This is a genomic window from uncultured Polaribacter sp. (genome assembly GCF_947495205.1).
In the GTDB taxonomy this organism is placed as follows: domain Bacteria; phylum Bacteroidota; class Bacteroidia; order Flavobacteriales; family Flavobacteriaceae; genus Polaribacter.
This window is the reverse complement of the sequence record NZ_CANLXV010000008.1, coordinates 111246-124357: the sequence shown is the minus strand read 5'-3', so window position 1 is coordinate 124357 and position 13112 is coordinate 111246. Positions and strand designations below refer to the sequence as shown.

Annotated in this window: 17 protein-coding genes; 9 read left to right on the top strand and 8 right to left on the bottom strand. The window is 29.9% G+C overall.

Annotated elements, in window-relative coordinates:
- Positions 1-174: 174 nt before the first annotated feature.
- Both Q0762_RS09520 and Q0762_RS09515 read left to right on the top strand, forming a co-directional pair.
- Entirely contained in the window at positions 175-501 is a 327-nt protein-coding gene (locus tag Q0762_RS09520; RefSeq protein WP_298766352.1) for a nucleotide pyrophosphohydrolase, read from the top strand.
- Positions 502-503: 2 nt separating this feature from the next.
- Complete coding sequence (locus Q0762_RS09515) at positions 504-752, top strand: hypothetical protein (protein ID WP_298766350.1); 249 nt, start codon at positions 504-506, stop codon at positions 750-752.
- Between the two features lie 243 nt (positions 753-995).
- Here the strand turns inward: Q0762_RS09515 and Q0762_RS14020 are convergent, their stop codons facing one another.
- Together Q0762_RS14020 and Q0762_RS14015 are read right to left on the bottom strand one after the other, a co-directional pair.
- Complete coding sequence (locus tag Q0762_RS14020; protein ID WP_366941000.1) at positions 996-1238, bottom strand: hypothetical protein; 243 nt, start codon at positions 1236-1238, stop codon at positions 996-998.
- Positions 1239-1349: 111 nt separating this feature from the next.
- On the bottom strand, positions 1350-1547 hold the full coding sequence (locus Q0762_RS14015; protein WP_366940999.1) for a hypothetical protein: 198 nt from the start codon (positions 1545-1547) through the stop codon (positions 1350-1352).
- 71 nt (positions 1548-1618) lie between these two features.
- Here Q0762_RS14015 and Q0762_RS09505 point away from each other — a divergent pair, with 71 nt between their 5' ends.
- The 3 genes from Q0762_RS09505 (at position 1619) to rlmN (ending at position 5327) form a co-directional block, all read left to right on the top strand.
- Positions 1619-2848 (top strand): 3-phosphoshikimate 1-carboxyvinyltransferase, encoded by a 1230-nt coding sequence (locus tag Q0762_RS09505; RefSeq protein ID WP_298766349.1) that lies wholly within the window; start codon positions 1619-1621, stop codon positions 2846-2848.
- A 74-nt stretch (positions 2849-2922) separates the two neighbouring features.
- Positions 2923-3972, top strand: a complete 1050-nt coding sequence (queA, locus tag Q0762_RS09500; RefSeq protein ID WP_298766348.1) for a tRNA preQ1(34) S-adenosylmethionine ribosyltransferase-isomerase QueA — start codon at positions 2923-2925, stop codon at positions 3970-3972.
- 317 nt (positions 3973-4289) lie between these two features.
- Complete coding sequence (gene rlmN / locus Q0762_RS09495) at positions 4290-5327, top strand: 23S rRNA (adenine(2503)-C(2))-methyltransferase RlmN (protein ID WP_298766346.1); 1038 nt, start codon at positions 4290-4292, stop codon at positions 5325-5327.
- A 1-nt stretch (position 5328) separates the two neighbouring features.
- On the opposite strand, the gene Q0762_RS09490 is transcribed toward rlmN, so the two are convergent.
- On the bottom strand, positions 5329-5844 hold the full coding sequence (locus tag Q0762_RS09490; RefSeq protein WP_298766344.1) for a hypothetical protein: 516 nt from the start codon (positions 5842-5844) through the stop codon (positions 5329-5331).
- 59 nt (positions 5845-5903) lie between these two features.
- Here Q0762_RS09490 and Q0762_RS09485 point away from each other — a divergent pair, with 59 nt between their 5' ends.
- The gene (locus tag Q0762_RS09485) at positions 5904-6881 is read left to right on the top strand and encodes a polyprenyl synthetase family protein (protein WP_298766343.1); all 978 of its coding nucleotides are present in this window, start codon (positions 5904-5906) and stop codon (positions 6879-6881) included.
- Positions 6882-6896: 15 nt separating this feature from the next.
- On the opposite strand, the gene Q0762_RS09480 is transcribed toward Q0762_RS09485, so the two are convergent.
- The 5 genes from Q0762_RS09480 to Q0762_RS09460 form a co-directional block, all read right to left on the bottom strand.
- The gene (locus tag Q0762_RS09480) at positions 6897-7232 is read right to left on the bottom strand and encodes a DUF3024 domain-containing protein (protein ID WP_298766342.1); all 336 of its coding nucleotides are present in this window, start codon (positions 7230-7232) and stop codon (positions 6897-6899) included.
- Positions 7233-7302: 70 nt separating this feature from the next.
- Positions 7303-7881, bottom strand: coding sequence for an NAD(P)H-dependent oxidoreductase (locus Q0762_RS09475; protein WP_298766340.1), 579 nt, complete (start codon positions 7879-7881; stop codon positions 7303-7305).
- Positions 7878-8411 (bottom strand): hypothetical protein, encoded by a 534-nt coding sequence (locus Q0762_RS09470; RefSeq protein WP_298766339.1) that lies wholly within the window; start codon positions 8409-8411, stop codon positions 7878-7880. Before Q0762_RS09470 ends, Q0762_RS09475 begins: the two co-directional genes overlap by 4 nt.
- 67 nt (positions 8412-8478) lie before the next feature.
- A complete protein-coding gene (locus Q0762_RS09465; RefSeq protein ID WP_298766337.1) occupies positions 8479-9036 on the bottom strand; it encodes a Crp/Fnr family transcriptional regulator in 558 nt (185 codons plus the stop codon).
- A 36-nt stretch (positions 9037-9072) separates the two neighbouring features.
- Positions 9073-10590 (bottom strand): GH3 auxin-responsive promoter family protein, encoded by a 1518-nt coding sequence (locus Q0762_RS09460; RefSeq protein WP_298766336.1) that lies wholly within the window; start codon positions 10588-10590, stop codon positions 9073-9075.
- A 134-nt stretch (positions 10591-10724) separates the two neighbouring features.
- On the opposite strand from Q0762_RS09460, the gene Q0762_RS09455 reads away from it, so the two are divergent.
- From Q0762_RS09455 to Q0762_RS09445, 3 genes are all read left to right on the top strand, one after another.
- Positions 10725-11516, top strand: a complete 792-nt coding sequence (locus tag Q0762_RS09455) for a DUF2797 domain-containing protein (RefSeq protein WP_298766334.1) — start codon at positions 10725-10727, stop codon at positions 11514-11516.
- A gap of 87 nt (positions 11517-11603) precedes the next feature.
- A complete protein-coding gene (locus Q0762_RS09450; RefSeq protein ID WP_298766332.1) occupies positions 11604-12560 on the top strand; it encodes a carbon-nitrogen hydrolase family protein in 957 nt (318 codons plus the stop codon).
- 78 nt (positions 12561-12638) lie between these two features.
- On the top strand, positions 12639-13061 hold the full coding sequence (locus Q0762_RS09445; RefSeq protein WP_298766330.1) for a secondary thiamine-phosphate synthase enzyme YjbQ: 423 nt from the start codon (positions 12639-12641) through the stop codon (positions 13059-13061).
- The last annotated feature ends 51 nt before the right edge of the window (positions 13062-13112 follow it).

Genomic DNA, 13112 nt, shown 5'->3' with positions numbered 1-13112 from the left:
GTTTGAAATTCGATTTTTAAATGTACCATAACTTAATTTAAATATATAGTCATTTTAAGCACGTAAATTCGGCGTTAAAGAAGTTATAAGAAAATAAATTTACAGACAAACTAAATTATTCTAACCAAACTCTCTCTTATACTTTGTAACTTTGTTTTTCTTAAATTTTTAAAAATGAACATAGAAAACGCACAAAAACAAGTAGACGATTGGATTAAAAATCATGGTGTACGTTATTTTAATGAGCTTACAAATATGGCGCAATTAACAGAAGAAGTTGGTGAAGTTGCACGTATTATTGCAAGACGTTATGGAGAACAAAGCGAAAAAGAATCTGATAAAAATAAAGATTTAGGAGAAGAGTTGGCAGATGTGATGTTTGTAGTTTTATGCTTAGCAAACCAAACAGGAATAAATTTGCAAGATGCTTTTGATAAAAAGTTAGCTATTAAAACAAAACGAGACCACAATCGCCATCATAACAACGAAAAATTAAAATAAAAATGACTTTTTTAGAAAAAATTAAACAACCTGTTTTCTGGAGAAATTTAGCCAAAGTTGCCATTCCATTCTTTATAATGGTTACCTTAATTTCTTTATTTATGAACAGTTGGCGCGATATTTTTGCTGGTGATTTTGCTAAAGTAAATCAAGTAAATTTTGCAGATGGAAAATGGAAATCTTTCTGGGGAATTAAAATATTTATCTGTTTTTTCTACGGATTGTGGATTACTAACAAGAAAATGAAATAATGAAATTGAAAGAGGTAAATGATAAGTTAAATAAAAATGTAAAAAAGTAAATTGAATTAATCAATTCGTTATCTTTAGCTAAATACTTACAAATTTATAGATATATATTTTATTTGCAATGTTTGCTTTTAGACAGTTTATGGCAGGTTTATTTTTTAATGTTGATTTTGACTTTAAAATGAAGCTATTTCAAACTACTAGTTTTGCTGCATTTTTTTATATTCAATTAAAGCATACACAATATCAGAATTTATAAGATAAAATGTAACACCAAAAATTCCATAAACTCCAGTTGGTAAACCTTTGTTTGTATAAATCTCCCATAACTCCAGCAAAAACAATATTTGGGTTTTTTGGGTGAATTTTAACTCTGGTAATATGTCTAGAATTTTTTAGTCCAATATGTTTCCAAGTTTTTCTGGCGTTTTCAGATTTCCAAATACCATCTCCAGAAGAAACATTTCCACGAACGGTTTTTTCTCCCATTCCAACATAAATTACATTATTGTCAGATTCAGAAACAGCAACAGCACCTACAGAACCTCCAAAAAATCCGTCAGAAATATGCTGCCAAGTGTTACCAGTATCTGTAGTTTTTCAAACACCACCGCCAGTTGCACCCATATAAAAAAGATTTGCTTTATTGGTTACGCCAGTAACAGCAGCACTTCTGCCACTTCTAAATGGGCCAATATTTCTGTAGGTTATTGCATTAAAATTTTCGTTAGAAACTTTGGTAGATTTCTTTTGTGCATTAACTTTGGGGTTTGCAGTTAAAAAGAAGCAAAAAGCCAAAAAAAATATTTTTTCACACGGTTTTTTGGTAATTTAAAATTTAAAAATAAGAATTAAAATCATTTTTTAGAATGGACATATTGTTAAATGTTTTAGCAGATAAAAAAATAAAGGAAGAAATAACAATTTCAGGTTCTAAAAGCGAATCTAACAGATTATTGATTTTACAAAACTTGTTTCCAGAATTAACCATAGCTAACCTGTCAGATTCAGACGATTCTGTGCACATGCAACACGCGTTAGCTACAGCTAAAGAAACGGTAGATATTGGTCATGCAGGTACTGCAATGCGTTTTTTAACTTCTTATTTTGCCGTAAAAGAAGGTAGAGAAGTAGTACTTACAGGTTCTGAACGTATGCAAAACAGGCCTATAGAAATTTTGGTAAATGCATTAAAAGATTTAGGAGCAGTAATTACCTATGAAGCTAAAGTTGGTTACCCACCAATTAGAGTTAAAGGACAAAAAATTACCAAGGCTAAAGTTGCTATAAATGGTAATGTTAGTAGCCAATATATTTCTTCATTATTATTAATAGCTTCTAAATTAGAAAATGGTTTAACAATTGAGTTGGTTGGTAAAATAACTTCAATTCCTTATATTAATATGACTTTGAGTTTGTTAAATCAATTAGGAATTGAAACAAGTTTTAAAGAAAATATTATAACAGGTTTTCCTAAAAAATCTATCGAGAAACAAACCGTTGTTGTAGAGTCAGATTGGTCTTCTGCAAGTTATTTTTATTCTATAATTGCATCAGCAGCAATAGGTTCAGAAATAAAATTATCTGCTTACAAAAAAGAAAGTTTACAAGGCGATTGTTGTTTGGCAGAAATTTACCAACATTTTGGCGTTTCAACTATTTTTGGAGATAATTTCATCACCCTAAAAAAAGAAAAAGAAAGTAAAACGGATGCCTTAGAAATTAATTTAAAAAACGCACCAGATATTGCACAAACCATTGCAGTAACTTGTTTTTCTGAAAGTGTTGCCTGTAATTTAACAGGTTTACATACGCTAAAAATTAAAGAAACAGACCGTTTAGAAGCTTTAAAAGAAGAGTTAACCAATTTAGGTGCATCAATTTCTGTAACAAACGAAAGTTTGCATTTAGAAAAATCAATAACTATAAACAAAAATATTGCCATAAAAACTTATAATGACCATAGAATGGCAATGGCTTTTGCACCTTTAGCATTAAAAGTGCCTATTAAAATTTTAAATGCAGAAGTGGTTACAAAATCGTTCCAAAGTTTTTGGGACAATATGCAACAAATTGGTATTAAAATAGATAATTTGTAAAGATATATTGGCAAATGCTTGACAACGCCTATTCCCATATCGTATATTTGCCACTTTTCTAAGAAAATATACGTATGAAATTATCGAATTTTGAATTTGAATTACCAGAAGAATTACTAGCAAAATATCCTGCAGATCATAGAGATGAGTCTCGTTTAATGGTTTTAAACAGAAAAGAAGGCACTATAGAACATAAAGTTTTTAAAGATGTTATTAACTATTTTGATGAAGGTGATGTTTTAATGTTAAACAACACCAAGGTTTTTCCTGCCAGAATGTTTGGTAATAAAGAAAAAACAGGCGCAAGAATAGAAGTTTTCTTATTAAGAGAACTAAATGCAGAAAATAGATTATGGGACGTTTTAGTAGATCCTGCAAGAAAAATTAGAATTGGTAATAAATTATTTTTCGGAGAAGATGATAGTTTAGTAGCAGAAGTTATAGACAACACAACCTCTAGAGGAAGAACTTTGCGTTTTTTGTTTGACGGTTCTTATGAAGAATTTAGAGCAAAATTGTTAGAATTAGGGCAAACACCATTACCAAAAGAAATTAATAGAGAAGTAGAAGAAATAGACGAAGAGCGTTACCAAACTATTTTTGCAAAAAACGAAGGAGCTGTTGCAGCACCAACTGCAGGTTTGCACTTTTCTAAACACCTTTTAAAGCGTTTCGAAATTAAAGGAATAGACTTTGCAGAAATGACTTTGCATGTTGGTTTAGGTACTTTTAGTGATGTTGAGGTAGAAGATTTATCAAAACATAAAATGGATTCTGAGCAAATAGATATTCCTGTTGCTTCTGCAGATATGATTAATAAAGCAAAAGCAGAAAAAAGAAGAATTTGCGCTGTAGGTACAACAGTTATGCGTACTGTAGAATCTTCTGTTTCTTCTAATCAGCAATTAAATCCATATAATGGTTGGACAAATAAATTTATTTTTCCACCGCATGATTTTAGCATTGCCAATGCGATGATTACCAACTTTCATCCACCAAAATCTACACTTTTAATGCAAGCCGCTGCATTTGGTGGTTATGATTTTGTAATGGAAGCTTACAAAGAAGCAATAAAAGAAGGCTATAAATTCTCGACTTACGGAGACGCAATGTTAATTATTTAACCCACTTTTCTTAAAAAATATACACTTAAAACTGATGATTATTTATCTAATCATCAGTTTTTTTATTTCTATTTGGGCGTTCCTATATCCTGCTTACCATCAGGATATAGTCGTGCTTTCCATTATATCTTTTTATTTGCGCTGTATTTAATTCAGAAAATTCTCAAACGTAAAAAGTGCATTTTTAAAAATGTTCCTAAAAGCCGAAACAAATAAAAAGGATGCCATTGCAATCACTAACGCAACAGTTTGCCAACAACAGTAATAACTTCAAATTATATTGTATTTTTGCCAAAGCATTTTAAAAACTAGAAAACTTGATTCAAAAGAAAGACATCAGAGCCTTAACTAAAGAACAATTAAGAGATTTTTTTGTACAAAATGGCGATAAAGCATTTCGTGGAAACCAAGTTTATGAATGGCTTTGGAGCAAATCACTACACACTTTTGAAGCCATGACAAACATTTCTAAACAAACCAGAGAAATGTTAGAAGCCAACTTTGTTATTAACCATATAAAAGTAGATTCCATGCAAAAAAGTAACGATGGAACTATTAAAAACGGTATAAAACTGCACGATGGTTTGGTGGTAGAATCCGTTTTAATACCAACACCAAAAAGAACAACAGCCTGTGTTTCTAGTCAAGTTGGTTGTAGTTTAGATTGTTTGTTTTGTGCAACTTCTCGTTTAAAAAGAATGCGTAATTTAAACCCAGATGAAATTTACGATCAAGTTGTAGTTATAGATAAGCAAAGCAGATTATATCACAATAAAAAATTAACCAATATTGTGTTTATGGGAATGGGAGAACCTCTTATGAACTACAAAAACGTATTAAAATCGATAGAAATGATAACTTCTCCAGAAGGCTTAGGTATGTCTTCTAAAAGAATTACAGTTTCTACTTCTGGTGTGCCAAAAATGATAAAAAAAATGGCAGATGAAGAAGTAAAATTTAATTTAGCAGTTTCTTTACATTCTGCAATAGATGAAGTTAGAACTTCTATAATGCCTTTTAATACTACATTTCCTTTAAAAGATTTAAGAGAATCTTTAGAATATTGGTATGAGAAAACCCAAAGAACTATTACCTATGAATATGTAGTTTGGGACGGCATTAACGATAGAAAAGAAGACATAAAAGCATTAGTAGACTTTTGTAAATATGTGCCTTGCAAAGTAAATTTAATAGAATACAACCCAATAGACGATGGGGAATTTCAGCAAGCCAGTTCTTCTGCAATAAACAATTATATTTCTAACTTAGAAATGCATGATATTACTGTAAATGTAAGAAGAAGTAGAGGTAAGGATATTGATGCTGCTTGTGGTCAATTGGCAAATAAAGCTTAAATTATTGTTTTATTAAAACTGCTTTTTGAACAGTAGTAATTGGGTAGCCAAATACTTTTGGTATTGCTGTAGAAGTACCACCTGTTGTAATTTTATTTTTGATTGCAGTAAAAAGAATTTCAAAATCTAAGCTATTGTTTTTAAATAATAATCTAGAGCTTAAAAAATTACCATTCACTTCAAAAAAGCTATACAGCACATTGTTAGCATATTTTGCAGGAAGTACAATTCCATTATTTTCATCGATATTAAAAATGCCGTTTTTTAAATCTTTTGTAATCAAGGTATAGTTTCTAGGTTTATTTTTATACACAATTACATATTTGAACGTGTTGGTTTTTTCCGTTTTCAATAAATGGAACTCCATAGGTACAATTTGCACTCCTTTATTGCTAGAAATGGTTAAATCACCCTTATAAATACCCAATGCATTTAAAGGAAATTGTTCTTTTTTATTTTGGCTATAAAATAAGCTGCTAAATAATAAAACCGCTATAAATAATACTGATTTTTGCATAATACAAAAGTTGATTTTAAAGATTTAAAAACCAAATTTATTCTTTATTTTTGATATAGATGAAACCAGTAGAACTTATAAAATTACCTATTAAGAATGAAATGGAACTCTTTGAAGAAAAATTCAAAGAATCCATGCTTTCTAAAGTACCACTTTTAAATAGAATTACCTATTATATTGTGCGCAGAAAAGGAAAACAAATGCGCCCAATGTTTGTTTTTTTGGTGGCAAAAATGGTTTCTGATGGTGGTTTTGATGAAAGAACTTACAGAGGAGCAGCTGTGGTAGAATTAATTCACACAGCAACTTTAGTGCATGATGATGTTGTAGATGATAGCAATAGACGTAGAGGTTTTTTCTCTATAAATGCATTATGGAAAAATAAAATTGCAGTTCTAGTGGGAGATTTTATGCTTTCTAAAGGGTTATTACTTTCTATAGATAATGAAGATTTTGATTTGCTAAAATTAATTTCTATCGCCGTTAGAGAAATGAGTGAAGGTGAACTTTTACAAATAGAAAAAGCAAGAAAATTAGACATTACAGAAGCCATTTATTTTGATATTATCAGAAAAAAAACAGCAACCTTAATTGCTGCTTGTTGTGGTATTGGTGCAGCATCTGTTGGTGCAAATCAAGATTGTGTGCAGCAAATGCGCAAATTTGGCGAGTATATTGGTATTGCATTTCAAATAAAAGATGATTTGTTTGATTATTCAGACGCTAAAATAGGCAAACCAACAGGTATAGATATTAAAGAGCAAAAAATGACTTTACCTTTAATTTATACGTTAAACAGCTGTTCTAAAAAGGATAAAACCTGGTTAATTAACTCAATAAAAAAGCACAATAAAAATAAGGTTCGTGTAAAAGAAGTTATCGCGTTTGTAAAAGAAAATGGAGGTATAGAATATACTACCAATCAAATGAATGCTTATAAAGCAAAAGCATTAGCTATACTAAACGATTTTTCAGAATCTGAATATAAAAAATCTTTACAAATGATGATTGATTACGTTGTAGAACGTAAAATATAAATTTGAACCTGTTGTTTATTCCCAAAAACAGTTGTTTGTATCTTTTTCTAAAAGAGTAATAAAGTCAGAAAACCTATTTACTTCTGGGCTGGGTTTATATGGTAGCCATTTGTCAGAAGAGTTTAACCAATAGATTCTCCATATTTTTCTGCTTTTAATATATTTAGCCCTTGCTACAGGTATGTTTATTTTTGTTTTTTCATCAATCCAATCTGGTCTAATTTCAAAAATTTCTATGGTGTTTTTTATGATAGAATATGAGATGTCTACTTGTTCTCGAATTTCTTTAGGAGGTCTAATTTTTTCTATATAATTTTTAATTTGAATTTCAGTGAAGTTTATTACTTTCATTGGCTAATCTATATTTTTGAGTAAAAGTAATAATTATTAGTCAAAAATATAGAGAAGTATAAGTCTTAAATTACCTATTTAAAGCACCTAATTTTTCTACTTTTTGTAACCAATTTGTTCTATAAGAGTCTTTAGATAATCTTAAAGAGCCTATGGTTGTAAAGTTTACTTTTTTAATACCAATAAAATTTAAAGTCAGTTTTTTAATAGCACAATTGCTTGGTTGTTTATTTATCAGTTTATAATACCATGTTGGTTGGTCTAAAGTAGAAATTATTCTTGATGTTTTACCAGTCAAAAATTTATCCCACCATTGAGAATTGTCTCTTTTTTTAAAAGCAAAACCGGGTAAAAAAACACGATCAATAAAACCTTTTAAAATTGCAGGATAAGAGCCCCACCAAACAGGGTAAATCCATACAATATGGTCTGCCCATTTTATTTTTTCTTGAGCCTCCAATAAATCGGGCTCTAATGTTGTCCGTTTTCTGTAACCAAACTCTAAATTGGGGTTAAACTCTAAATCTGTTACATAAATTTCTTTAAGTTCTGTAGTGGTTTTTAGAGCTCCTTTTTTGTATGCTTTATGAAGTGCGTAACAAAAACTTTTTTTATCTGGGTGTCCGTTAATTATGAGTGTTTTTTTCATAATAGAATGATGCAAGTAATAATTAGTAATAATGGAAATAGAAAAACAATTAGACTGGTGAAACACCAAAACAGAAACACCAACCAATTCATAGGTGTGGCATGCTCTTTTTGTAAGGCCGTTTTTAAATCGGAAATAGGGAGTTGTAAAAGAGTGTCTTTTTTTAATTGTAGGTCTAAGATGTTTTTAGTGTTAATACCAGTTTTGTATCCTTTTAAAAGCTGTTTTGGGTGATTAAGTAAAGAAAATCCCATTGCCCATAAACTGATAAAACCTATAGGAATGTGTTTCCACATTTTTGTGCCTATTTCCCAGCCAGCAATAAATGCTTCACCTTTCCAAGTAGTGTCGCAATTGTTTAAAATATGCTGAATGTCGTGAATATAAATAACCTCTTTCCTGAATTTAAAATTGGGAAGTTTTAGTGTAAAAAACTGAAATTTTAAATTAAAATAAGCATCGCTTTCACCTCCGTCTATAGGGAAGTTGTTTTCTTTGTAAAACTTTTGTAGTGCTTGATAAGTTGTCATCAAATAGTAATTTTAAGCAAATTTATGTTGCCTATAATAATTACTACTTGACAATTATCAATAAAAATTATTTTTTTATTCTACTAAGTGTTTCAGGAGTTACCCCTAAGTAAGAAGCAATATGTTTAGAGGTAATTCTTTGAATTAAGTAAGGCTTTTTTTCTAACAGAATCTCGTAACGTTCTTGTGCCGTTTTTAATTGCAAATTGTCTAACCTTTCTACCAAATCAATATATAATTGTTGTAAAAAAAGACGGCCAAAACGTTCGTATTTTGGAGTAGAAGTAAACAAGTTTTCTAAATCTGAATGTGCTATTTTAAAAACCTCTAAATCTTCTAAAGCTTCTACAAAATATTTGCTTTTTTTACGTTGGATAAAACTATCTATTGCCGTAAAAGTTTCTTGCTCTGCAGCAAAGTGACAGCTAACATCTTTATCTTCTATAAAATAAAAAACACGAGCAATACCAGAAATTATAAGATACATATAATCACAAACCTTACCAGCTTCGTGTAAAATGGTGTTTTTTGGGTGTTGTTCATAATGCATTATTCCTTGAAAATCTTCTATAAATTTAGGATTGTCTGCTATAAAAGTTGCATGTTGTTCAAAAAAAGAATTCATTTTTTTAATGTTTATAAATGAGAGGTTTAACCAGTTTTAAGAATTTTGCAAAACAAGTAATTCCTCTAAAAAATCTCTGGTATTAGACAATCTAGGTACTTTATGTTGGCCACCTAATTTGTTGTTTTTCTTTAGCCAACTGTAAAATAAACCTTCTTTGGCTTGGTGTATTTTAGGAGGCATTAAAGTTATATTTAAATAACGTTTAGCTTCATAATCAGAATTTAAAGATTTTAAAGCGTTGTCTAAAACCTCTGTAAAATAACCTAAAGATTTTGGTTTATCTTTAAATTCTATCATCCATTCATGTCCACCTTTTTCTTTACCTTCCATAAAAACAGGACCTACTGTGTAATCTAAAATAATAGCATTTGTTTTTTCACAAGCCAATCTTAAAGCTTCTTCTACATTTTCTATATTTAATTCTTCACCAAAAACATTTAAAAAATGTTTGGTACGTCCTGTAATTTTAATTCGGTAAGGTTCTAAAGAAGTAAAACGAACAGTATCCCCAATTAAATAACGCCATAAACCAGCATTGGTAGTAATAATTATGGCATAATCCGTATCTTTTTTAACTTCAGATATGGGAATTGTAATAGAATTTTCTCCTTTATATTCGTGCATTGGAATAAATTCATAGAAAATTCCATAATCTAGCATTAATAATAATTCTTTAGAATTATTTCTGTCCTGAATTGCAAAAAAACCTTCAGAAGCATTATAGATTTCGTAATATTTAAAATCTTTATTCGGTATAATTTTTTTGTATTGTTCTCTGTATGGGTTAAAATTTACACCGCCATGAAAATAAACTTCTAAATTAGGCCAAACTTCTAAAATGTTAGCTTTTCCAGTACGTTCTAAAACCCGATTTAATAAAACCAACATCCAACTTGGTACACCTGCTAAACTAGTAATGTTTTCTTCTATTGTTTCATCTATTATGGCATCCATTTTGGTTTCCCAATCGCTCATTAAAGCCACTTCTTGGCTAGGAGCAGAACTAAAATCTGCCCAAAAAGGCATATTTTCTATAATAATTGCAGACAAATCACCAAAATAAGAACCATTATCTTTATATACTTCAGAACTACCGCCCAAACGCAAACCTTTACCTGTAAAAAGTTGGGTTTTTGGGTTGTTATTAATGTATAAACACAACATATCTTTACCCGCTTTCATGTGACAATATTCTAGTGCATCATCAGAAACAGGTATAAATTTACTTTTAGCATTTGTGGTTCCACTAGATTTTGCAAACCATTTAATGTCTGATGGCCAAAAAATATTTTGTTCGCCTTTTCTGCATTTTTCTATGAAAGGAGCAAAGGTTTCATATTTTTGAATGGGCACCTTTTTAATAAAATCTGCATGATTTTTTATAGATGAAAAATTTCGTTCTTTTCCAAATTGTGTGTTTTTAGCTTTATTTAATAGCTTTAATAATAATTCTTGTTGTACATCTTTTGGGTATTTTAAAAACAACTCAATTTGATGTTTTCGTTTCTTTAGAAACCAAGAAATTATAGAATTGATAATTTGAAAAGCCATAGAAATTCGTAAGTTTGTTTTGCGTCTTTGCGAATCGTTTTTTTGCGATAAAGCAATCTCAATTTAAATAATAGATATCTTCGTTTGTAATTCAATAGCGAAAATATTTTTATAAAAATACTAAAATTTATAAGATGATTTACCAAGGAGTTTTAAAAAAAATGATGACAGAAAATGGAGCAGAAATCAACTATTATTTAGATATGAAAACTGATTTTTTAAATGTAAATCAGTTATTAAATAAAGAAATTTCTTTGAATTTTGTTACTTATGAGTGTTTAAACTGCCATTTAGAAAAGAAAATTTACAGACAAGGCTTTTGTAAATCTTGTTTTTTTGATACACCAAATGCTGGAGATTGGATTATGAAACCAGAATTAAGTAGAGCGCATTTAGGTGAAGAAGATAGAGATTTAGCATACGAAAAATCTGTGCAATTAAAACCACATATTGTGTATTTGGCAAATTCTAGTAATGTAAAAGTTGGGGTTACTAGAAAAACACAAGTGCCTACAAGGTGGATAGATCAAGGAGCACATGAAGCTATAGAAATTGTAGAGGTTCCCAATAGGTATTTAGCAGGAATTACAGAAGTTGCTCTAAAAGAATTTGTTGCAGACAAAACCAATTGGCGTAAAATGCTAAAAAATGATATTGAAGACGCTAATTTATTAGAATGGAGAGATAAATTGAAAGAATTTATTCCTGAAGAAGCAAAAGCTTATTTTATTGAAAATAATACGGAAACTAATTTGAATTTTCCGGTTTCTAAATATCCACAGAAGCCAAAAAGTTTAAATTTAGAGAAAACTCCCACTTTTAAGGGAAACTTGGTAGGTATTAAAGGCCAATATTTAATTTTTGAAGACGAAACTGTTTTTAATGTAAGGAGTAATGAAGGTTTGGTGGTTAGTATTGAAGTTTAATTGTTTTCCTTTAAAATAGAAAATAAGAAGTACTCTTTTGAGTTTTTGAAATGTTTTTAAGAACTCTATTTTTAATAGATTAAAATTATGAATAGCAATATCCTAAAAGTAGCATTAGCACAAATTTCTCCTGTTTGGTTAAACAAAGAAAAAACACTGCAAAAAATTGAAAAATCTATAAAAGACGCTGCAAAAGAAAACTGCGAATTGATTGTTTTTGGTGAAGCGTTATTACCAGGATATCCGTTTTGGATTGCCTTAACTAATGGCGCAAAGTGGAATTCTACCACCCAAAAAGAAATACATGCACATTATGTACGTAATTCTATAACTATTGAAAAAGGTGAATTAGATGCTGTTTGTAAATTAGCAAAAGAACATAAAATTGCCATTTATTTAGGCATTATGGAGCGTGCTCAAAATAGAGGAGGACACAGTATTTATGCAAGTTTGGTGTATATAAATGAAAACGGAGCAATAAAATCTGTACATAGAAAATTACAACCAACTTTTGACGAACGCTTAACTTGGGCACCTGGAGATGGCAATGGTTTGCAAGTGCATCCTTTAAAAGAATTTACAGTTGGTGGTTTAAACTGCTGGGAAAATTGGATGCCTCTGCCAAGAACTGCTTTGTATGGTTTAGGAGAAAATTTGCACATTGCTGTGTGGCCTGGGAGCGATTATAATACTAAAGATATCACACGTTTTATTGCAAGAGAATCGCGTTCTTTTGTAATTTCTGTTTCTAGTTTAATGGCAAAATCAGATTTTCCTGAAGATACACCACATTTAGATAAAATTTTAAAAGAAGCACCAGATGTTTTGGCAAATGGAGGCTCTTGTATTGCAGGACCAGATGGAGAATGGTTAATAAAACCTGTCTTACATAAAGAAGGTTTAATTATAGAAACGTTAGATTTTAATCGTGTTTTAGAAGAAAGGCAAAATTTTGATTGTGTTGGGCATTATTCTAGACCAGATGTTACCAAATTACATGTAAATAGAGAGAGACAAAGCACGGTTTCTTTTGATGATGAATAATAGCAATAATGTGCTCTTGAAATGCAGTCTACAGATTTTAATGCTATTAAATTTCGAAAAATATAAATTGAATTAAACATGATTTTCGAACAAAAAGAAATACAATTGCAGCCTTATAAAAGAGGTTATCATTCCATTACAAATTTTGTTTTAGATAAGTTTCCTGAAATAAAAAAAATAGAAAAAGGATTTTTTAAGGTTTTTATAAAACATACTTCTGCAAGTTTAACCATAAATGAAGATGCAGACCCAAGTGTTCGTGTAGATTTTGAAAGTCATTTTAACAAAATGATTCCAGAAAATGCACCTTATTATATACATACTTATGAAGGTAGTGATGATATGCCAGCGCATTTAAAAGCATCTGTTCTTGGTTGTTCAATTGAAATACCAATTACCAACGGAAGGTTAAATTTAGGTACTTGGCAAGGAATTTATTTATGCGAACATAGAAATTATGGTGGCGCTAGAAAATTAGTGCTTTCTGCCTTTGGCGTTTAGTTCTTCTTTAATAAAGATTTAAGTAGCTTTTATTTTTGTTGTTGAAAAATT

Excerpts from the sequence above, each read along its gene's own strand:
- Q0762_RS09515 (WP_298766350.1), top strand. The coding sequence starts at position 504 with ATGACTTTTTTAGAAAAAATTAAACAACCTGTTTTCTGGAGAAATTTA.
- Q0762_RS09465 (WP_298766337.1), bottom strand. The coding sequence starts at position 9,036 with ATGAATTCTTTTTTTGAACAACATGCAACTTTTATAGCAGACAATCCT.
- Q0762_RS09490 (WP_298766344.1), bottom strand. The coding sequence starts at position 5,844 with ATGCAAAAATCAGTATTATTTATAGCGGTTTTATTATTTAGCAGCTTA.
- Q0762_RS14020 (WP_366941000.1), bottom strand. The coding sequence starts at position 1,238 with ATGGGAGAAAAAACCGTTCGTGGAAATGTTTCTTCTGGAGATGGTATT.
- Q0762_RS09460 (WP_298766336.1), bottom strand. The coding sequence starts at position 10,590 with ATGGCTTTTCAAATTATCAATTCTATAATTTCTTGGTTTCTAAAGAAA.
- Q0762_RS09455 (WP_298766334.1), top strand. The coding sequence starts at position 10,725 with ATGATTTACCAAGGAGTTTTAAAAAAAATGATGACAGAAAATGGAGCA.
- Q0762_RS09470 (WP_298766339.1), bottom strand. The coding sequence starts at position 8,411 with ATGACAACTTATCAAGCACTACAAAAGTTTTACAAAGAAAACAACTTC.
- Q0762_RS09445 (WP_298766330.1), top strand. The coding sequence starts at position 12,639 with ATGATTTTCGAACAAAAAGAAATACAATTGCAGCCTTATAAAAGAGGT.
- Q0762_RS09480 (WP_298766342.1), bottom strand. The coding sequence starts at position 7,232 with ATGAAAGTAATAAACTTCACTGAAATTCAAATTAAAAATTATATAGAA.
- Q0762_RS09520 (WP_298766352.1), top strand. The coding sequence starts at position 175 with ATGAACATAGAAAACGCACAAAAACAAGTAGACGATTGGATTAAAAAT.
- Q0762_RS09475 (WP_298766340.1), bottom strand. The coding sequence starts at position 7,881 with ATGAAAAAAACACTCATAATTAACGGACACCCAGATAAAAAAAGTTTT.
- queA (WP_298766348.1), top strand. The coding sequence starts at position 2,923 with ATGAAATTATCGAATTTTGAATTTGAATTACCAGAAGAATTACTAGCA.
- Q0762_RS09450 (WP_298766332.1), top strand. The coding sequence starts at position 11,604 with ATGAATAGCAATATCCTAAAAGTAGCATTAGCACAAATTTCTCCTGTT.
- Q0762_RS09485 (WP_298766343.1), top strand. The coding sequence starts at position 5,904 with ATGAAACCAGTAGAACTTATAAAATTACCTATTAAGAATGAAATGGAA.
- Q0762_RS09505 (WP_298766349.1), top strand. The coding sequence starts at position 1,619 with ATGGACATATTGTTAAATGTTTTAGCAGATAAAAAAATAAAGGAAGAA.